At 61.6% G+C, this 19,952-nt stretch carries 19 protein-coding genes; 8 read left to right on the top strand and 11 right to left on the bottom strand.

Annotated elements, in window-relative coordinates; all coding sequences use genetic code 11:
- The first annotated feature begins 15 nt into the window (after positions 1-15).
- The gene (locus tag J4E00_RS20850) at positions 16-1,380 is read left to right on the top strand and encodes a Fic family protein (RefSeq protein WP_208177208.1); all 1,365 of its coding nucleotides are present in this window, start codon (positions 16-18) and stop codon (positions 1,378-1,380) included.
- A gap of 296 nt (positions 1,381-1,676) precedes the next feature.
- Positions 1,677-2,648, top strand: a complete 972-nt coding sequence (locus J4E00_RS20845) for a hypothetical protein (RefSeq protein ID WP_208177207.1) — start codon at positions 1,677-1,679, stop codon at positions 2,646-2,648.
- A 90-nt stretch (positions 2,649-2,738) separates the two neighbouring features.
- Here the strand turns inward: J4E00_RS20845 and J4E00_RS20840 are convergent, their stop codons facing one another.
- The 3 genes from J4E00_RS20840 to J4E00_RS20830 all read right to left on the bottom strand — a co-directional run bounded on the left by J4E00_RS20840 (position 2,739) and on the right by J4E00_RS20830 (position 6,644).
- Positions 2,739-3,167 carry a nuclear transport factor 2 family protein gene (locus tag J4E00_RS20840; protein ID WP_208177206.1) on the bottom strand — a complete coding sequence of 143 codons (429 nt, stop codon included), beginning with the start codon at positions 3,165-3,167 and terminating at the stop codon, positions 2,739-2,741.
- A 57-nt stretch (positions 3,168-3,224) separates the two neighbouring features.
- A complete protein-coding gene (locus J4E00_RS20835; RefSeq protein ID WP_208177205.1) occupies positions 3,225-4,895 on the bottom strand; it encodes a hypothetical protein in 1,671 nt (556 codons plus the stop codon).
- Positions 4,896-5,069: 174 nt separating this feature from the next.
- A complete protein-coding gene (locus J4E00_RS20830) occupies positions 5,070-6,644 on the bottom strand; it encodes a hypothetical protein (protein WP_208177204.1) in 1,575 nt (524 codons plus the stop codon).
- Positions 6,645-6,830: 186 nt separating this feature from the next.
- Between J4E00_RS20830 and J4E00_RS20825 the strand changes: the two genes are divergently transcribed.
- The 3 genes from J4E00_RS20825 to J4E00_RS20815 are packed head-to-tail and all read left to right on the top strand — an operon-like array spanning position 6,831 to position 8,981.
- Positions 6,831-8,168 (top strand): Fic family protein, encoded by a 1,338-nt coding sequence (locus J4E00_RS20825; RefSeq protein ID WP_208177203.1) that lies wholly within the window; start codon positions 6,831-6,833, stop codon positions 8,166-8,168.
- Between the two features lie 9 nt (positions 8,169-8,177).
- Positions 8,178-8,540, top strand: a complete 363-nt coding sequence (locus tag J4E00_RS20820) for a DUF1304 domain-containing protein (protein WP_208177202.1) — start codon at positions 8,178-8,180, stop codon at positions 8,538-8,540.
- 36 nt (positions 8,541-8,576) lie between these two features.
- Positions 8,577-8,981 (top strand): hypothetical protein, encoded by a 405-nt coding sequence (locus J4E00_RS20815; protein WP_208177201.1) that lies wholly within the window; start codon positions 8,577-8,579, stop codon positions 8,979-8,981.
- A gap of 183 nt (positions 8,982-9,164) precedes the next feature.
- Here J4E00_RS20815 and J4E00_RS20810 read toward each other — a convergent pair whose 3' ends face one another.
- Complete coding sequence (locus tag J4E00_RS20810; protein WP_208177200.1) at positions 9,165-9,893, bottom strand: TonB family protein; 729 nt, start codon at positions 9,891-9,893, stop codon at positions 9,165-9,167.
- Between the two features lie 536 nt (positions 9,894-10,429).
- Here J4E00_RS20810 and J4E00_RS20805 point away from each other — a divergent pair.
- A complete protein-coding gene (locus J4E00_RS20805) occupies positions 10,430-11,221 on the top strand; it encodes an SDR family NAD(P)-dependent oxidoreductase (protein ID WP_208177199.1) in 792 nt (263 codons plus the stop codon).
- 96 nt (positions 11,222-11,317) lie between these two features.
- Here the strand turns inward: J4E00_RS20805 and J4E00_RS20800 are convergent, their stop codons facing one another.
- Positions 11,318-11,914, bottom strand: a complete 597-nt coding sequence (locus J4E00_RS20800) for a Crp/Fnr family transcriptional regulator (protein WP_208177198.1) — start codon at positions 11,912-11,914, stop codon at positions 11,318-11,320.
- Positions 11,915-12,100: 186 nt separating this feature from the next.
- Between J4E00_RS20800 and ygiD the strand changes: the two genes are divergently transcribed.
- Complete coding sequence (ygiD, locus tag J4E00_RS20795) at positions 12,101-12,988, top strand: 4,5-DOPA dioxygenase extradiol (RefSeq protein ID WP_208177197.1); 888 nt, start codon at positions 12,101-12,103, stop codon at positions 12,986-12,988.
- 77 nt (positions 12,989-13,065) lie between these two features.
- Here ygiD and J4E00_RS20790 read toward each other — a convergent pair whose 3' ends face one another.
- Together J4E00_RS20790 and J4E00_RS20785 are read right to left on the bottom strand one after the other, a co-directional pair.
- A complete protein-coding gene (locus J4E00_RS20790) occupies positions 13,066-13,560 on the bottom strand; it encodes an ankyrin repeat domain-containing protein (RefSeq protein ID WP_208177196.1) in 495 nt (164 codons plus the stop codon).
- Positions 13,561-13,661: 101 nt separating this feature from the next.
- Positions 13,662-14,414: a J domain-containing protein gene (locus J4E00_RS20785; RefSeq protein WP_208177195.1), complete on the bottom strand. Its 753-nt coding sequence runs from the start codon at positions 14,412-14,414 to the stop codon at positions 13,662-13,664.
- A gap of 166 nt (positions 14,415-14,580) precedes the next feature.
- Between J4E00_RS20785 and J4E00_RS20780 the strand changes: the two genes are divergently transcribed.
- The gene (locus tag J4E00_RS20780; protein ID WP_208177194.1) at positions 14,581-15,483 is read left to right on the top strand and encodes an urease accessory protein UreD; all 903 of its coding nucleotides are present in this window, start codon (positions 14,581-14,583) and stop codon (positions 15,481-15,483) included.
- Positions 15,484-15,565: 82 nt separating this feature from the next.
- On the opposite strand, the gene J4E00_RS20775 is transcribed toward J4E00_RS20780, so the two are convergent.
- The 4 genes from J4E00_RS20775 to J4E00_RS20760 form a co-directional block, all read right to left on the bottom strand.
- A complete protein-coding gene (locus J4E00_RS20775; RefSeq protein ID WP_208177193.1) occupies positions 15,566-16,228 on the bottom strand; it encodes an SDR family NAD(P)-dependent oxidoreductase in 663 nt (220 codons plus the stop codon).
- A 47-nt stretch (positions 16,229-16,275) separates the two neighbouring features.
- A complete protein-coding gene (locus tag J4E00_RS20770) occupies positions 16,276-16,728 on the bottom strand; it encodes an ester cyclase (protein WP_208177192.1) in 453 nt (150 codons plus the stop codon).
- A 199-nt stretch (positions 16,729-16,927) separates the two neighbouring features.
- A complete protein-coding gene (locus tag J4E00_RS20765) occupies positions 16,928-17,371 on the bottom strand; it encodes a helix-turn-helix domain-containing protein (protein ID WP_208177191.1) in 444 nt (147 codons plus the stop codon).
- Positions 17,372-17,524: 153 nt separating this feature from the next.
- The gene (locus tag J4E00_RS20760; protein ID WP_208177190.1) at positions 17,525-19,942 is read right to left on the bottom strand and encodes a TonB-dependent receptor domain-containing protein; all 2,418 of its coding nucleotides are present in this window, start codon (positions 19,940-19,942) and stop codon (positions 17,525-17,527) included.
- Positions 19,943-19,952 lie beyond the last annotated feature (10 nt).

The raw sequence follows: 19,952 nt of genomic DNA, 5'->3' as shown, positions 1-19,952 counted from the left end.
CCGTCCGCCTACGCCATGCCCCTCTTCACCGAAATCAACCGCCTCAAAGCCGACCTCGACGGCCTGCGCCCCCTCGCGCCCGAACAGGAGCAACGGGTGCTGCAAAAGTTTCGGCTCGAATGGAACTACAACTCCAACGCCATTGAGGGCAACTCCCTCACGCTGGGCGAAACCCGCTCGCTGCTGCTGCACGGCCTCACGGCGGCCGGCAAGCCCATGCGCGACCACCTCGACATCAAGGGGCACAACGAGGCGGTGCTGTGGCTGGAGGATTTCGTGCGCGACGAGCGGCCCCTCACCGAGCAGTTCATCCGGGGCATGCACGAGGTGCTGCTGGGCGAGGCCTACTACACCTCCGCCCAAACCGCCACCGGCCAGCCCACCCGCAAGATGATTGTGCCCGGCCAGTACAAGCAGCAGCCCAACAACGTGCTCACGGCCACCGGCGAGATGTTCTACTTCGCTAGCCCCGAAGACACCCCGGCCCAAATGCGCGACCTCGTGGACTGGTACCGCCAGGAAGAAACCGCTCCCACGATGCACCCCGTAGCCCTGGCCGCCGAGTTTCACTACCGCTTCGTCCGCATCCACCCCTTCGACGACGGCAACGGCCGCATGTCGCGCCTGCTGATGAACCTGATTCTGCTGCGCCACGGCTACCCCATGACCGTCATCAAAGCCACTGACCGCAACCGCTACCTCGCCGCCCTCTCCGCCGCCGATGCCGGCGACCCCGAACCCTTCCTCCGTTTCATCATCGAAAACGTGGAAGCTGGCTTGCAGCTAATGATTCGCGCCGCGAAAGGTGAATCCATTGATGAGCCGGATGATTTGGATAAGAAGCTCGCACTGCTGAAGAAGCAGGTGCTGAGCCGCGAGGACGCCATTACAAATATCTGGTCTAAGGAAACCCAATCAGAATTTTACAATCTAGTATTTAGCTTTTGGCAGTTTGACTTTACACAGCAGATGGAGCGATTCTATGCCTTCTTTTTACATAATGAATCTGCTGTTGGCGTTCATGCTGAAGGTATACCAGAAGGTATTCATGGTGTTAGTCCTCAACTAGCATTTGATAATGAAGTGCTTCTTAAAAGTGCATACATCTGGTTTTCTCTAAAAGAGTTTCGGCAACTTAACAATACTTTTAGTTTAATAGTACGCCTATCATTTGCCTTTAATAAAACTGGATTCATTGTCTCTTTATTAATAGGTACACTACCTCTCTCCACGAGTGATAATGAGGAACCCATATTCTCTTCGCTTTACAAAAGCGAATACGACCACGCCCGCATCCACGACCTCAACTACCAGCTCGCCAACAAAGTCTACGACTTCATTGCCGCCAAAGTAGCCGAGGCCGATACGCCCCCCGCCTAACCCCAGGCCCGCCCCACCCGGCGGGCCTTTTGCGTGCCCCGGCAACTAGCCGGGGCTTTCCGCTGCGCGGCTATGGCTTTCCGAACCTTAGGCAGCGGTTTCCGGGCGGGAGATGGGAGGTTTCGGATGGCAGTTGCGGGTTTCCGAACCGTAGCTGTGGGTTTCCGCCTCCCAGTTGGGCGTTTCCGCCGGCGGAAATTGGCAACTGGGAGGCGGAAACCAGCAGATGGAAGTCGGAAATAGCTGACTATAGCAGTACATTGTACGCCTATCGTTCACCTTTCATTTTCAACAACATGCAGACTGCTACCCCGATTAAGCGGCACTACACCATTGCCGACGCTACCATGCGCCAGGACATGCGCACCATGCACGAACACTACGCCAGCCACGCGGCCGCGTTTCAGGCTTTCAACCCCGAGTTTGATGCGGCGTTTGGCACCGATTGGCTGGCGGCCATCGACGCGGCCGATGCCGAGCCCGACCACACCGTGCGCACCGGCGAGCTGATGGAAGACACCGCCGAAGTAACAGACGTGATGGACCGCGCCCGGGCTGGCGTGCAAACCTTGTTTTACTACGTGGGCCGGGCGTTTCCGCACAACGCCGGCCGCATGGCCACCTACGGCCGCAGCAGCTACGAAGCCGCCCGCAAGCAGCACGACCAGATGCGCAGCCTGCTGCAAACGGCCTTCACCTCGGCCACTCGCGACCACGCCGCGCTGGCTGCCAAAGGCTACACCGCCGCGCAGCTGGCTGCGCTGGGCACCCTCGTGACCGAGCTGGCCGACACCAACACCACCCAGGAAGTGACCAAAGGCACCAACACCGAAGGCCGCGACCACTACGTGACCGTGCAAAACCTGGCTTACGGCTACGGGCAGGAGGTGAGCGCGGCGGCCAAGGTGCTCTTTGCCGCCGATGCCGCCACCCTCAAGCTCTTCCGCCTGAGCGGCCCCGCCCCGGCCGCCCACGAAACCCACGAGCTGACCGTAGCCCCCGAAGACACCGGCAGCGTGCTTCTCAGCACGCCGCTGCTGGCCACTACCAAGCTGCACCTGCGCCTGGCCGTGCCCGCGCCGCACCAGGAGGCCGTGGTGGGCCGGGCGGTGGCTCCCGGCAGCAAGATATTCACCTTTGTAACGCTCACCCAGGAGGTTAGCGAGCTGGACGTGACGGCCGCCGCCCTGGGCGCATCCGGCCAGTACGTGCTGGTGCAAAACGGCAGCCCCGCAGCGGTGCACGTCGAAATCACGGTGCTGGGCTAATCCCTGCCATCCTCCATACGAACAGCGGCCCGGAATCACTTCCGGGCCGCTGTTGTGTTATCGTTACCTGGCGCGCCTCCCGGCAACGGGCTACTCAATGAACGTCACCCGGCGAATCAGCCCATTTTCGACTTCGTAGATGGCCACAGCGTCCACGGTTTTGCCGTTAGGCAGGCCCGTCACGCGCTCATGGTCGATGATTTTATTGCCCAGCACCGTCCGGCTCACAACATCGCAGTGGACATGCGGGGCCCAGGTGAAGAACTTGTTGTAGAACTCCGTTAGTTTGGTCCGGCCGGTGAGCTGGGGCTTGCTGGGGAAATCCAGCAGTTCCGCGTTTTCGGCGTAGGTGGCCACAAAACGGGCGGCGCTGCCGGCGTTGTAGGCATCCACCTGCCGCTGCACCAGCTGCTCGGGCGTTTCGGCAGCAGCCGGTTTGGCCGGAGCCGAAGGAGCCGTCTGGGCTTGGGCAGTAGCCCCGGCAAGTAGCATTGCCGCTATCAAAAATGCCTTGGACATGGCAAGAAATGCATGTAAAAGCCTAAATATAGCATCCGTTACGACTGCTGGGCCAGTTTATTCTACTTGCAGCGTGGCCTGGGCCGGCTGGCCATTGCCCAAGGTGGCGCGCAGCTGGTAGAGGCCGGGCGCCAGCCCGGCCAGGGGCACGGCGCAAGGCCCGGCCGTGGCGGGCAGGGCCAGCTGGCGCACCCGGCGGCCCAAGGCATCGAGCAGCTCCAACTGCCCGCCGCCCACGGGCAGCGTGAGCGTGACACGGCCGCTGGCGGGGTTGGGGTAGGCGGCCAGGGCGAGGCCCGCGGCAGCAGGACGGCTGGCGGTGAGGATGCTGCCTGCCGCAATAGTGGCCAGATAGGAGTCGACGTTGTCGCCGTTGCTGGTAGTGATGAACGAGCCGAAAGCGTTCTGCCCGGCCACCCCACCGGTCAGGGACATATTACCATTGGCATCGGCGACGATGGAAGGAGCACTGGAGCTGAAGGTGTTGAGCCCTGTAGAGGAGGGCCGGACGATGACGCCCTGGCTAACCCACACAGGTGTGCCTTGGCCATCGTAGCGCACCACCAGGGCACATGGCGCCCCACGGAGCGTGGTAGCGCCAATGACCACGGTGGACAGGTAAAAGGTACCCGAGAGCCAGTAGCCGCCCCGGCCGTCGGAGGCCACGTCAGTATCGACGGGAACGCCATCGAGGCTGGCGGGGTAAGTATGTTGCCAGCGTGGAGTGCCCTGGGGGCTGAACAGGCCCACGTACATACCCGAAGAAAACAAGCTGCCGGGGGCAGAGTGTAGGTCGGTGCAACCACTGACCAGGACGTTGCCACCGGCATCGGTAGCCAGCCCCTGAACCCAGTCGGTGTAAATGCCGCCGGGAATGAGGGTGGCCCAAGCCACGGTGCCAGCGGGCGTGAGCTTGTAGAGAAACATCTCGTAGTTGGTGGGGCTGCTCAGGGTGGTGGTGCCATAGGTGGCACTGCCTATCAGGCCGCCGCCTATGTAGGCATTGCCAGCCGCGTCGATGCACAGGGTGGTCGAAGCAACCAAGCTCAGGGGGTCGGCACTGGTCCGGATGGCTTGCTGCACCACTCCGGCGGGCGACAAACGGTAGCAATATTGCCCGCCGCCGGTGAGGGAACTCCCCCCAAAGGCCACGGTATTTCTGAAGCGCCCAGCAATGGTGATATTGCCGGTGGCGTCGGATGCAATGCCGCCAGCTTCGGTATAGAGGCCGCCATCCAAGGCCCATTGTTGCACGCCCTGGGCGTTGTATTTGAGGAGAAAGGCCCCGTAATCGCCCGAAAAAGCCACACTGCCGGCGGTGAGGTACGTTCGGTAGGAACCCGCCCAGTAGACATTGCCAGCGGCATCGACGGCTATCTCGGAAGCCGTTGCGTTGAGGCCGGTTTCCAGCGTGCGGGCCCACAGCACCGCGCCGCTGGGGTTGTATTTGGCCAAGTAGGCGTGCGTGTCGCCGGTTCCGGCCGTGATGGTGACGGTATCCAACTGAATGGTGCCGTAAAAAGCACCGGCTACGTAGCGGTTGCCGGCCGCATCGACGCCAATGCTTTGGCCGATGCTGCCGTTGATTGCCGGCCTTCTGATGCTCACGGACCGGGCAGAAACCACCCCGGCCCAGGCGGGGGCCGTTTGGGCGTGGCCGTGGGCGGCCAGCAGCATTGCTATTAGTGCCAGCCCAAGCAGCTGGCGAACGAATGTAGAAAGACCCATAAGCGTTAAGAGGGAAAAGAAGGAACCGCTGGCGCTCCTCGCAATAATCCTGCCTAACGCACCACAACTTCTTTCGCTCGATGCAAGCAATGTGCTGGGCTACGACAGTCCATTGCTCATAAACGTAGCGAATCATAGCACTCCCTGGGCGCTTTTTATGTCGGTTTGGCAAGGCTACTGCACTTGCAGCGTGGCCTGGGCCGGCTGGCCATTGCCCAGGGTGGCGCGCAGCTGGTAGAGGCCGGGTGCCAGCCCGGCCAGGGGCACGGCGCAAGGCCCGGCCGTGGCGGGCAGGGCCAGCTGGCGCACCCGGCGGCCCAGGGCATCGAGCAGCTCCAGCTGCCCGCCGCCCACGGGCAGCGTGAGGGTGACACGGCCGCTGGCCGGGTTGGGATAGGCAGCCAGGGCGAGGGCGGGGCTAGCCGCATGAGTAGCCAGCACGCTGCCCGCCGTGAGGGTGGCCACGAGGGCATCGGAGCCGCCGGTGCTCACGGGCAAGCTGCCAAACTGCGTGCTGCTGAGGGCATAGCCCGCGAGGTAGATGGTACCGGCGGCATCGGTGGCCAGGCCGTCGGCACCGGAGCCGGCGGGGGTGCCCGTACTCACGGCCTGGCTGGCCCACACGGCCGTGCCCTGGCCGTCGTAGCGCGCCACGCAGGCGCTGAGGCCGGTGGCGGTGAGGGTGGTGTTGCCCAGGATGAGCGAGCCAGAAAAGCGCCCCGCCACAAAGAAGCCGCCGCGCCCGTCGTAGACCACGGCATTGAATGGCGAATACCCCAATGAGCCGGAAGCAAGCACGCGCGTCCAGCCCAAAGCGCCCTGGTTCGTGACGCGCACCAGGTACTTGGCGTTGCCATAGTAGCCACAGACCACGGCATTCCCGGCCGCATCGAGGGCCAGGGCAGTACCGGCGTCTTCGTCGGGGCCACCAGCGGTTTGCACCCACTGCAGGGTGCCGGCGGCGTTGAGCTTGCACAGGAACAGGTCGGCATTGCCGGCGTTGGGCAGCGTGGTGGTGCCAAACGTGGTGTTATTGTAAAAGCCGCCGGTGATGTAGGCATTGCCGGCCGCGTCGAGCACCAGGTCATCGGCAAAGCCATCGTCGCTCACCTGCTTGCTCAGCAGCAGGGTACCGGTAGGCGAAAAGCGGTAGAGGTAGACGCCAGCGCCCGTGAAGGGCGTGCCGCCAAACGAAACGGAGTTGAGGAAGTCGCCGGCAATGGTGACGTTGCCGCTGGCATCGGTGGCCACCCCGTAGAGGAAAGCAGAGCCCGTGTTGCCCGCACCGCCCGCCACGGCCTGCCGCACCCATTGCTGCACGCCCTGGCTGTCGTACTTCACCAAAAACGCGTCGTTGGGGGTGCCGGCAACGGTAGTGGCGGTGAGGGTGGTGCTACCCAGGGTGAGAAACGTATCAAAATCGCCGGCTAAGTAGGCGTTGCCAGCGGCATCAACAGCCACCTTGGCATGCACCGAGGAGCCGTTGGCATCGAGCTTGGTGGCCCACAGCGCCACGCCCGCGGCACTGTACTTGGCCAGATACAGGTGCCCGCTGCCGGCACCCTCTGTCAGCGTGATGTTGCCCAGCACCAGGGTGCCCGTGAAACGGCCAACCACGTACTGGCTGCCGTCGGTGGCAAGGGCAATGCTTTCGGCGCGGCTCTGGCCAACGCTGGTAGCCGCAGGCAGGCGCCGCACACTGGCCCAGGTGGGGGCCGTTTGGGCCCGGACCATAGGGGTAGCCAGCATGAAACAGGCCACCCAAAGCACCACAAGACGAGGCCAGCTAGCCCAATGAGCAGGAGTAGAAACAAGCATATTGCTGAGGAAAACGGTGAATTGGTGAAAAGGCTTTTGCTTTCAAATATACTTCTGGTGTAGGGATGCCCCGGCGGCTTTTTTATCCGCACTTTTGTAGTCCAGCCGTTCCCACTCATGCCCGATTTCGCCGCCATCACTCGTCTCAAAGCCACCCTCGATGCTTCGGGCCCTTTGACCGCTGAGCAGGCCCAGCAAGCGCAGGTAGCCTGGACCTTCCACGCGGGCTCCGTGGGCCACACCCTCACCCTGCCAGAGACCGATGCCCTGCTGCGGCACGGCCTCACGGCCGCCGGCAAGCCCTGGCACGAGCAGCTGGCGCTGCGGCAGCATCACGCCGCCGTGCAGCACCTCGAAACAGTGGCGCGCAGTGCGCAGGCCCTCACGGAGGAGGTCATCGGCGAATTGCATGCGCTGCTGCTGGGCCTGCCCGCCAGCACCCGCAGCGCCTACAAAACCCAGCCCAATGATGTGCTGACGGCCGCCGGCACCGTGCGCTACTGCGCCCGCCCCGATGATGTACCGGCCCGCCTGGCCGACCTGCTGGCCTGGTACCAACGGGCCACCACCCAGCACCCGGTAGCGGTAGCGGCCACCTTCCACCACCGGTTTTTGCGCATCAGTCCTTTTGAAGTGGGCAACGGCCGGCTGGCACGCCTGCTGCTTGGGCTGGTGCTCCGGCGCCACGGCTACCCGGCCGCTCTCATCAAGCCCACCGATTGGGAGCGTTACCAAGCCGCCCTCGCCGCGGCCGATGTAGGCGAGCCGGAAGCCTTGCAACGCTTCGTGGCCGAGGCCGTGGCCACCACGCTGCGACAGCAGCTGCGCGCCGCCAAGGGCGAGCCCGGCTACGACCCCGACGATTTACAAACGAAGCTGGCACTGCTCAAGCAGCAGGTGCTGACCCGGGAAGATGCTGTGGCCACGCTCTGGAATCAGGAACTGCAGGCCACGGTGTACGATGTGCTGCTCCGGCCCTGGCTCACCAATGCGCAGCTGCAAACCCAGGGCTTCGACGAGCTATTTATGAGCCGGGGCTACAGCGGCGGCGTGGCCGCGGCGGGCGCACCGCCGCTGGTGCTGGAGGAAGAAGGCGACTGGTATGCCTTCGAGGCACTGCTGATGGCGGCCGTAGTGGGCACGCGGGCCGAAATCGAAACGGTGCGCTTTGCCAAAAAGTGGCTGCATTTCCGGCAGCGCCACAACGGCTTCGATGTGGGCGTGACCGTAGCCTTCCACTTCTACCCCGACCACTTCACGGTGCGGCACACGCTGTTCAGCCAGCGCAGCACCGCCGGGCCCGAGGCAAACTGGCAGGAGGAAGTATTCAGCTCGGCCTACCTGCCCAGCTACGAGCACGCGCACTTCCACGAAATCAACCACCAGCTGGCCTCCCGCCTCTACGATTTTGTAGCCGCCCGCCTGGCTACCTCCGACGCTGTTTTCACCTCTTAACCACCCGCCATGCCCCTGCTCGCCAAACTGCTCATCGGCTTCGTTGTCCTCATTCACCTATACATTGTGTGGCTGGAGATGTTCGCCTGGACCACCCGGGGCCCCAAAACCTTCCGCTCGCTGCGGGCCGATTTGTTTGAGCCCACCAAAGTGCTGGCTGCCAACCAAGGGCTGTACAATGGCTTTCTGGCCGCTGGTCTCATCTGGGCCCTGCTGATTACGGACCCGGCCTGGTCGCGCAATGTGGCCAGCTTTTTCCTGGGCTGCGTGGCCGTGGCGGGGCTATACGGAGCCGCCACGGCGGGCCCGCGCATTCTCTTCGTCCAAACGGTGCCGGCGCTGCTGGCCCTGGCCGCCGTGTGGCTGGCCTGATGCACCGGCAACTTCACCGGCTTATACTTTTACATTGTGTCTTCGCTACAGCATTATTTCAGCAACGCCGCGGCGGTTATCTCCTACGCACCAGCCGGCTACATCCGCCTCGACTGGCAGGCCGCGCCCGCAACGGCGCCCGAGCTACGCGCCATTTATGAGCATGTGCTGCGGGCCATGATTCACCACCGCTCTCCTACCCTGATGACGGTGCACAACCGGCGCCCACCCATGTCGGCGGAGGTGCAAACCTGGCTCACCCAGGAGTGGATTCCGCGGGCAGTGGCCACGGTGGGCTATGGCCGCTGCGCCATTGTGCAGGCCGAAATGCCGCTGAGCCGGCTAGCCGCTCACGCCGTGGGCAGCGGTCAGAAGACAACCTTGCGCTACCGCTATTTCGACGACGAAACCGCTGCCGACAGCTGGCTGCGGGAAGCATAGCAAGTTCCGGTCCTACAGCGCAGCCCTCCAACCAGCTGCCGTTGGTTCATCGAGCGTGCTTGTGCCGTCTGACCGAAATTTATCGCTATTACTGTTAATTCTGAATAACCAACGGGCCCCGCTAGGGCCGCCGGATGGTCCGGCAGCTTTAGCGGGGCCCGTTTTAGACATGTTAATTGTGTCTTATTCCTTTTCCCGGAACACGAAAGGTACGCCCAGGGTGCGCGTCACCCGTACGGGCTTGCCGCCTACCGTGCCGGGGTTCCACCAAGGCATGAGGCGAATGAGGCGCAGCGCTTCCTGGTCGAAGCCAAAACCAACACCGCGCACTACTTCGGCGTCTACAATGCGGCCTTGCTCATCAACCACAAACCCCACATACACCGTTCCCGAGGCACGTTTGGTTTGGGCCTCCTCCGGGAAGTGAGCATTCTGGCGCATGTAGGCCCGGTAGGCCACGTCGCCGCCCGGAAAGGTGGGCAGGACCTCAGAAAAGTTGAGCACTTGGGGCTTGCTGGCGGCTCCTTCCGCGACTGCAGCCGCTTCGGCCGCATTAGCACCCAAGGTGGAAGGGGCGGCTGTTTTGAGGGAGTACATTTTCACCGTCAGGGCATTGCCCACGGATACGGGCAATGACTGCTCGCGGTAGCCCTGGCACTTAAACACCAGCACCGTTTTCGGGGTGTTGAGCGTCAGCAGGAAATCGCCATCGGAGTTGGTGCTTGTGAGCTGAGCCGAGCCTTGCACCGCTACTACCACTCCGGGTAGTGGCTGGCCCTGCTCATTGATAACCCGGCCAGCCACAACGGGTGCTACCGCAAGGCTAGCCGGCCGAGCAACTGGCGCAGAAACAACGTGAGGCCCTCCGGCTAGCACATGGGCAACGAGCAAGAGCGTAGAGGAAAATAGCATAGAATGGTGGGTTTAGGGATGGAATGAGGGGATGAACGAGGGGAAAACGGATTTACTGGTCCGGTAATAGCTGGGCAGTTGAACTCAGCAAACGATTGCAAAAACAAACGCAAAACTTGGCTTTAAATCAGCCTGTATATAAACTTACTTTGATACTTATAAAAAAGACGAACATGGCAAAATTCAATAAATAATGATTTTTGAAATATGTGAGCAGTGCTTAAAAAGCCATTGCTATGTTATTTATCAGAATATTACCTGCAAATAAAAGCAATTTCATCAACTATGCATACTCCTATTGTTTACTAATCGATATTATTCTCACTCACCCACTGAAACACACGGCAAATGCACTTTTCAAATGTGAGTAATTACACACTTCCATCTCGGCCACAAGCCTGATTTTCACGATTAGGCAAGCGGCTGGCCGCAGGTGTCGAGCCAGTAGCTCATCTGCTTTATGTAGTCCGGAACAGACAAAACCAGTGGTAATTGGTTTAGCACATCATTCCACTTGCTTTACCGCACATCCTCCCATGGATTTACAACTCAACAATAAGCTCGCCCTGGTAACGGGTTCCACGGCGGGCATCGGCTTGGCCATTGCCCGCCGCCTGGTGGCCGAAGGGGCCGAAGTCATTATCACCGGCCGTACCGAGGCCCGCATTGCGGAAGCAACGGCCACGATTCGGGCCGAAACGCCCGCCGCCAAGGTGCGCGGTGTGGCCGTCGATTTTGGCAAGGCCGACGAGGTGGCGCATCTGCTGCGCGAAGTACCAACAGTAGATATCCTGGTCAACAACGTGGGCATTTTTGAGCCCAAACCCTTCGTCGATATTTCCGATGAGGACTGGACGCGCTTTTTTGAGGTGAACGTGCTAAGTGGCGTGCGCCTCTCGCGCCAGTACTTCCCGCTGATGCTGGCCAAGGACTGGGGCCGCATCCTCTTTATCAGCAGCGAGTCGGGCCTCCAGATTCCGCAGGAGATGATACACTACGGCACTACCAAAACAGCTCAACTGGGCGTGGCGCGGGGCCTAGCCGAGCTCACGAAGGGCACCGGCGTGACTGTAAACTCGGTACTGCCCGGTCCCACCGCCTCAGAAGGCGTGGACGAATTCATCAAACAAATGGCAGGTCAGGGTAAATCGAAAGAAGAAGCAGAGCACGATTTTTTCCAGAACGACCGGCCGTCGTCGCTACTCCAGCGCTTCATCACCACCGATGAGATTGCCAACATGGTGGCCTACCTGGCCAGCCCGCTGGCGGCAGCTACCAACGGTGCCTCCGTCCGCGTAGATGGCGGCGTGATTCGCAGCATTGGATAGCGCCAGATTACCCGAGTACCCCGGATTTTCAATTCGGGCCGAATTGAGCAGGTAATTCCTGCGTGGGTCGAATTGGAAATCCGGGGTACTCGGGCTTTAGGGCCGCTCGTGGGCGAGTTCGTGCCGCACGCGGCTCAACGACTCGGGCGTGATGCCCAGATAGGCGGCAATGAGGCGTAGCGGCAGGCGTTGGGCCAGCGTGGGGTACGTATGGATAAAATCGAGGTAGCGCACCTTGGCCGGAGCACTGAGCAGGAGCACCAGCCGCTGCTGCATGGCATAGATGCGGTTGGTGAGCATGGTGAGGGACATTTCGGAGTCGCGCACCGCCGGCAGATTGGGGTGATGGTAGAACAGTTCATCGTAGAGCAGCACTTCCGAATCCTCCACCGCATCAATGGCGAAGAGTGCGGGCGCGTGGTGGCTCAGGCTGTGCTGGTCGGCAATCCACCACTGTTCGGGGGCAAATTGCAGGATGTGCTCTTTGCCCTGCGCATCAACTACGAATGCCCGCAGGCAACCCTGCGCCACGAAAGCGCCGTGACGGGCTACCTCACCGGCGGTGTGCAGCACCTCGTGCCGCCGCAGCGTGCGCGGACGAAACAACTCGCGCAACACTCCAAATTCAGCTTCGCTGAGCGCCGTGCGCTGTTCAAAATAGGTGCGTAAGGCGGTGTAGGGGTCGGTTTTCACAGTAGCGTGAGCTTTGCAGTTTCCATCCACAGGCCATCTTGTGATTGCGGGAACGGTGCGGGGAAGCGAATTGCAAAGTTGGCTCCGCCGTCTTCGGTTCGCACTACTTCATTTCTTACCATACCTCAAGGCACAGCGGCGGCGGGAAGCGGAAATTTGCAGTGTAACTCTTTCCTATCAACTCTCATGGAACGCCGCCATTTGCTGAAAACCCTGGGCGTGCTGTCTCTTGCTCCTGCTGCCATGAACCTTGCCTCGCTCCACGCCACTGCTTCCACGTTTGCCAAAACGGCGCCCATGCCCGTGCTCTTCGTAGGCCACGGCTCGCCGATGAATGCCCTTGAAGACAATGCCTTCACGCGCCAGCTGCGGCGGGTGGGCGAAGACCTGCGCCGCAACCGGCCGCCCCAGGCCATTCTGGTGGTATCGGCGCACTGGCTTACGCGGGGCACCTTTGCCACGCAGAACGAGCGGCCCAAAACGATTCACGACTTTGGGGGCTTTCCGCAGGCGCTGTTCGATATACAGTACCCGGCACCCGGGGCGCCGGCTTTGGTGCGCGACCTCATTGCGCAGGTGCCCGATGTGCACGGCACCGATGAATGGGGCCTCGACCACGGCACCTGGACGGTGCTGCACCACCTCTTCCCGGCCGCCGATGTACCGGTGTTTCAGCTTAGCATAGACGCCACCAAGTCGTTGGACTGGCACTTCGACTTCGCGAAGCAACTGCAGTTTCTGCGGGAGCGGGGTGTGCTCATTGTAGGTAGCGGCAACGTGGTGCACAACCTACGCCAGAGCATGCCCAGGTTCATGACCAACGACGCAACTCCTTATGACTGGGCCGTGGAGTTCGACGAGTGGTTCAAGGGTCATCTGGTTTCAGGCAACTACCGCGCCCTGGCCGACTACACCAAAGCTGGCAGCAGCGGCCCGCTGGCCGTCCCTACACTCGACCATTACCTGCCCACCCTCTACACCCTGGGCCTTGCTGGCAAAAACGAGCCCATGCAGCAGCTGTTTGAAGAAGTAAGCTTCGGCGGCATGAGCATGCGGACATTTATGGTGGGTTGAGTCTCGAGGGTTGAATGCTGAATTGAAAAGGACACTCTTGCAAGCAGCATTCAACCCTCTAAACTTAGCCCTAATATTTACTCTGAAGCACCGCCGAGCAAGGCCCAGGCCTCTTCGTTGCCTTGCTGGCCGGCCAGGTGCAGGGCGCTGAAGCCGCGGTTGTCCTGGATGGAAGGGTCGGCGCCGGCTTCGAGCAGGAGCTTGACGAGGTTGTTGCGGCCGAACATGGTGGCAAACATGAGGGCAGTGCCGCCGTTGCCATTTTGCAGGTTGAGGTCGGCGCCGTGCTGGATGAGGGCGCGGGCAATTTCAGGATATCCTTTGAAGCTGACGCCCATAAGCGCCGAATTGCCGGTGACGTCCTGGATATTGGGGTCGGCGCCGGCTTCGAGCAGGAAATTGGCAGCGTCGAGGTGGTCGTCGTAGGTGGTGAGGGTGAGCGCAGTGAAGCCCTTGGCATTGGTCGAGTTGATGTCGAGGCCGTTGGCGAGCAACTCTTTGAGGCCGGCCACGTCGCCGCGGCGGGCAGCGTCGAATAGCAGGTCTTCGGGGCGGGCGGAAGTAAAATCCATGAAATCGGCTTGGAGTGGTAAAACGTGCGTTGGTAATCGGCTAGCGGGCGCAAAGGTTGGGGCGGCAACGCAGATTATTCGTGTTACCCCAACCTTGCGACTTAAAAAGAGAGCATTATCACCAATACCAGAATGGCCAGAAGGCTGCCTACTGCGGCGGTATTGACTACGGTTTCGGGGGAGCGACCGGGCCACACGCCCACCGCTGCCACGGCTCCCATCAGCAGCGGCAGCAGGAAAAAGGTGCCGTAAATAGTGCCGCCGTAGGGCTGAAACGGCGTTGGGTCGGCTCCGGCATCGGAAATGCTGATGCGCTGCACCTCGCGCAGCAGCGGCGTTTGCCACACCACCAGGTGCTGGCCCGACCGCGCCCGGTGGCTGATGGCGCTGGGCAGCCGGAAAGTGGTGTGCTCGGTGTGCACGCGGTAAGCCAGCTGCGGGTCGGAAAGCGCCGCCGACACGGACACGGGAAAGCGGCTAAGGATGGTTTCGTGCGGATACTGGCGCTGGGGCAGGGCCCAGTCGAGTACCAGCAGCAGACAGCCTGCCAGCAACGCCAGGTTGAGGCGGCGGGCCCACTGGGCATAGCGGGCCATGCGCTCATCAGCAGAGCGGCGGGCCGAGGGCAAAGCCGGCGCAGCGGGTTCTTCGGCCAGCAGCACATCGTAGGCTACACGGCGGCGCGGGTGGGCCAGGATGCCGTAGCCAGCCTCCACTTCGGCCAGGCGAGACTTCATGGCAGGGTCATGGGCGGCGAGGCGCTTGAGGCGGTTGCGCTGGCGTAAGTAGCCCTGAACAATTTCCTGCGCGGTGGCCGTGGGCTCGACGCCCAGCAAGCGGTAATAATTCTGCATAAGGGATAGCACGGCAAGGCCCTAAAATACAGGCAGACGGCTTATTTCAAAACGCAGATAAGCTGCCAGCTATTGCGCCCGCAACAATAAGCCCGACACCCGAAGCCGAAATTGCCCAAGCAGCCGTGCACAATTGACGAATATCACGCCCGTACTTCGCAGTACGATGAACATTGATTCGGCTGCCCCTCCCCTGCCTGTTGCCCCTCCGCCACCCGCCGCACCTGCCTGGAGCGTGTTGGAGGTGGCCGAGGTGCGCGGCCGCTCGCGTCTGGTGGCCTGCAAAAACATCCAGCCGCTGAAGCTGCTGCAACCAGCCTCGCACGGCCGCGCCGTGCACGTGGTACTGAGCAGTTACGGCGGCGGCATGGTGGCGGGCGACATTATCCGGCTGCGCATCACGGTGCAGGCCGATGGGCGGCTCATCCTCAGCACCCAGGCCAGCACCAAGATTTTTCGGTCCATTGATGGGTCCGTAGCGGAGCAGCACACGGTGGGCGAGTTAAGCGAAAACGCCTTGGCCGTCATATTCCCCGACCCGGTGGTACTGCAAGCCGAAAGCCGCTACCGACAGGTGCAGGAGTGGCACCTGCAGCCCACATCGCTGCTGTTTCTGGTCGATTGGTTTCACTCCGGCCGCATGGACCAGGGCGAGCAGTTTGCCTTCCACGCGCTGCAGTCGGAGCTGCGGGTGCGGGTGGCAGGCCGGCTGGTGGTGCTGGACAGGTTTGCTTTCCGCCCCGAGGAAAATATTGCCACCTCGCCGGCCAACTTCGCCCAGTATCAAACCTTCTTCTCCGTTTTTCTGGTCGGCAGCCCCGATGATGCGCGGTACCGGTTTTTGACCCAAGTGTTGGAAGGGCTGAAAATGGCGGGCAGCACGGGGCCGCATTTTCGCATCAGCAGCCAGCCATACGTGGTTTCGGTGGCGCAAGCTAGAGAGAACGTGTGGGTGCTGCGGGCGGCGGCGCAGAGCCGGATGGCGCTGCAGCCGCTGTGCGACGCGCTGCTGGCCGGGCTGGCAGATGAGCGGCTGCTGGGGTATAACCCGCTGGTGAGGAAGTATTAGCGCAAAAGAAGCCATACCATCCGGCGCGGGCGGCAGATGGTATGGCTCCTTTTATTCATCCTGATGGCTCTGGCACGCTACGCTAAAAGGCTTCTAGCACGCCCACGGCGGCATTCCAAAACTGGCCGCTTTCGGTATTGGTCACGATGCCTTGGTAAAGGCCTTCGGCGGCTTGCTCGGGCGTGAGTGGGGCCTTGCTGCCGCCCAGCCGGGTCTGCACCCAGCCGGGGTGCATGGGCGTCACCCGAATCTGCCGCTCGGCAAGGCGCTGCGCCAGCATGGCTGCGTACATGTTGATGGACGCCTTCGACAGCCGGTAGCCAGGGCCATTCGGGGCGGCGTTGCGGGGCAGCCCCATGTTGCTCGACACAAAGATGACTTGCCCACCACTGTTCAGGTAAGGCAGCAGCGCCTCGGTAAAGAACACCGGACCAGTGACATTCGTGGTCAGCGTTTGGGTGAAGGCGGCTCGTTCTGGTGCTACCGCAAACACATCGGGGGCCGTGCCCGCGTTGTTCACCAGCAAGTCAATGCCGGTGGTGAGGGCCGCAATTTGACCGGCGGCCTGTTGCACGCTGGCTTCGCTGGTAGCCTCCAATGCCACCAGTTGCAGGTTGGGATGGCTTAGCCCCTCGGCTTGGCCGGTGCGCGTGGTACCAATTACCTGGTAGCCTTCGGCCAGCAGCTTTTGCGCCAGAGCCCGGCCAATGCCGCTGCTGACACCGGTTACAACGGCGGTTTTCATGGAATTACTCATGGATAGCTCGATTAAAATGTATTAATTGAAACGCGTTATTTGATAGGCCACGCGGCGCTTTGCGTCAGCAGGCCAAACCAATCTTCCAGGTGCCAGGTGTGGGTGATTTTGCCCGCTTTCAGATAATGGAATTCGTGCAGAGGAATAGCCACTTTTCTGCCCGTGGCCGGGATGCCTAGCACTTCGTGGCTGTGGGTGAAGGCGATTTCGGCCCGCACTCCGGCCCGCTCGTGCGTGCCGAACAGTTCGAGCACGTTGATTTCCACATCGGGCAGAATGTCCACGAAGTGGCGAATGATGTCCTTCATGCCCTGCGGGCCGGCCACTTGGCCGGGTCCCAGCGGAATGTCCTGCCAATCGGGCGCGCAGGCTTCGTCAATTAAATCGGGCTGGTTTAGCTTCCAGGCACCGTAGAAGGTTGTGATGGCGTGGCGCTCGGCGGCCGTTAGGGCCGGCACCAGCGCGGCGGGTTCTTTTGGGGTTGTCATTGCTTCGCTCAAATGGTTGAAACAAAGGTCTGACCAGCGGTAACCGGGGCTTTGGTGAGGATTTAAGGACTATTGGTGAAGATTTAAGTAATTCTCCCAAGTGGCCTCAACCGTGTTCATGCGCCACCAAATGCAGGGTATCCAACGCAAAAAGGCCGAACGATTTTATCGTTCGGCCTCACTCGGTGTGGGTCGCTGCTTAGGCGACGAGACGCAACGGCTGCGGTAGCTCCGGCGCGGCTCCGGCTGCTACGAGGGCGGGTGCGCCGCTCAGCTTTTTGCGGTATTCGGTGGGCGTGAGGCCGGCGTAGGTTTTGAAGAACTTGGTGAAGTTGGAGGTGTCGTACGTCAGGCGGCTGGCCACCTCGCCCACCGCCAGGCTGAAGTCGGCCAGCAGGTTTCGGGCTTCCTCCACAATCCGCAGTTCGTAGAAATAGCACGGGTGAAACCCCGTATGCAGCTTGATAACGCTGCTGACGTGCACCGGATGCAGGCACATGCGGCTGGCCAGCTCGCGGATGTGCACCATTTCCGGCGCCCGCCCGGCCATAAAATCGTCCATGTGCGCATTCATCACCTGCTGAAAAAGCTGCGTGATTTCCGCTTGGCGGCTCAGGTACGCTTGAGGGATTTTAGTAGCCATGTTCAGGAAAAATAAGGCGTGAATGCAGCCGCAAATTTCCCCATTCTTTAGCCAGTTATGCTGGTGATGATTTAAGTTTTTGCGCCACCCGTTCGGACGAGGTAGTGCTTGGATGGTTCATTTTGCGGCCTGCTGGCTATTGCCAACGCTTTCCTAGTTCCCCACGCGGCCCTCCTCGTCGGCGCTGGCGGCGGCGCGGCGGGCCTGGGTTTTGCCGCTGCCGATTTTGCAGGTGAAGGTGAGCGTGACGCGGCGGCTTTCCCACTGGTTGTTCCAGGTTTGGTTCACGTTGGCGTAGTTGAGCGTGCTGCGGAAGCGGCTGGTGTTGAAGACGTCGGCCACACGCAGGCTAAAGGTGGCGCGCTCGGCCCACACTTGCTTTTTCAAGCCCAGGTTCACCGAGCCGCTGGCCTTGGTGTGGAACAGGCCCATCACGCCGGGCGAGCTGTATTCGCCGCCCACCATTAGCTTGTAGTTGCGGGGCAGGATGAAGGTGTGGTTGGAGCTGGCTTCCCAGTTGTAGCTGGCCAGCCGCACGGGCTGGTCCTGAATGGTGGTGCTTACCTGAGTGTAGCTGCCGCTCAGCTGGTTATCGACGCCCCAGGCTTTGGTGATGTCAGTGTGGCCGCCCGAGCTCAGGGTGATGGTGCTAGTCTGGGCCAGGTTTTGGGGCGTGCTAGTCGATACCTTGGTGACGTCGTTCTGGCTGATGACTTCGTTCACCGAGTTGGTTTCGTGCAGATAGCTCAGACTCAGCACTTGGAAGTCTTTGTGCAGGTAGTTCAGCACGAAGGACTGCGAGAGCGAGGGCGCCAGGAAGGGGTTGCCCTGCTGGGCAGTGTAGAAGTCAGTATAGTTGAGGAAGGGGTTCAGGTTTTGGTAGGCGGGGCGGGTGATGCGGCGGCTCACGGAGGCGCTCACCTGGTTGTTCTCATCCATTCTGTAGTTGGCAAAAGCGCTGGGAAACAGCTGAAAGTAGTTGCGGGATATAACCGCGCCGATGGCGGGCGTGCCGGTAGTTTGGGTGAGCTCGCCGCGCAGGCCGGCTTTCAGCTCCCAGCGGTGGAGGGTGGTGTTCACGCTCACATAGCCGGCGGTGATGTGCTCGTCGTAGGCAAACTGGTTGGTGCGCAGGGCATCGGTTTGCCAGCCGCTGTCCATCAGCTTATCGAGTTGGATGGCGCTGCGCGAGGTCACCCAGCTGGTTTTGACGCCGGTTTCGGCCCGCCATTTGGTGCCGGCGAAGGGGTGCACGTAGTCGATTTTGGCAGCCCGGATGGTGGTTTCGGCCGACGCGGCGCTTCGCAGTTGCTCGGCCGGGCGGCCCTGCTCGGAGTTGGAAGCGAAGATTACGTTGTTGAAGCGCTGGTCGTTGGTGTTGGCGTAGTGCACGAAGTCGGCGGTAGCGCTCAGCTCGCGGCCGGTGCTGTCGAGGGCGTATTTGTAGTAGAGGTTCAGGGCCTGGTTGTTGCCGGTGCTGTTTTTGGGGTTGGTCATCTGGCGGCCGCCGCCGCAGTTGCCGTCCAGGTCGGTGGTCACGGAGTTGCTGGTGCTCACGGCATCGGTCTGGTCAAAGCCACCGCGCAGCTGGATACCCAGGCTTTGCTTTGCGGTCAGGGCCACGTCGGCGCCGGTGCTGTAGGTACCGGCGTAGGTGAGCGGGCGCCACACGTTTTCCTGGTTGAAAAGGCTATCGCCGATGGTGCGAATCATGGTGAGGCGGTTGAAAGAGTTGTAGCGGCCGGCGTCGACGCGGGCGAAGAGGCGCACCTCGCCCACGTTGTAGGCCAGGTTGGTGCCGGCCCAGCTTTTCTCGTAGCGGCCCTGGCCGAGGCCGAGGGTGTAGGTGCCGCTCAGGCCGGGCAACTGGCTGCGCTTCAGCTTGATGTTGAGCACCCCGGCCGTGCCGGCGGCGTCCATCGAGGCGGGTGGGTTGGGCATGAGCTCAATCTGGCTGATGGCCGAGGCGGGCAAGGACTTGAGGTAGCTACTCAGGGCCGCGCCGCTCATGTAGGTGAGCTTGCCATCAATCATGACGTTGACGCCGGCGCTGCCGCGGTACAGGATGTTGTCGTCTTTGTCAAGAGTTACGCCAGGGGCTTTGCGCAGAATGTCGAGGGCGGTTTCGCCGGCCGTATTCAGGCGGTCCACGTTCACCACGGTGCGGTCGGCGTGCTGCTCCAGCATGGGCGTGGTGCCCACTACGGTCACTTCTTTCAGGGCCGTGGTAGCCGGCGCCAGGCGCAGAGCCGGCACCGTGATAGCATCTTTACTCACGACAAAGGCGGCGCTAAGAGCGGTGGTGTAGCTCATCATCATTGCCTTCACGCAGTAGCGGCCGGGCTTCACGCCGCCGAAGGTGTAGGCGCCCAGTTCGGTGGTGGTTTGCGAATTGGCGATGCTGGAATCGGGCAGAGCCAGCAACATGGCGGTGGCGAAGCCCAGTGGCTGGCCGGCTTTATCGAGCACGGAGCCGGTGGCGGTGGCCTGGGCGGCGGCCCATTGCGAGAGCATTGGCAGGGCCAGTAGGGCGAGGGTGAAAAGGCGGCGGAAGCAGGTAAAGGTGTTCATGGGAAAGGGC

Source organism: Hymenobacter negativus, assembly GCF_017571495.1.
Classification (GTDB): domain Bacteria; phylum Bacteroidota; class Bacteroidia; order Cytophagales; family Hymenobacteraceae; genus Hymenobacter; species Hymenobacter negativus.
Note: the sequence above shows the minus strand (reverse complement) of the source record. Positions and strands in the feature narration are given on the sequence as shown.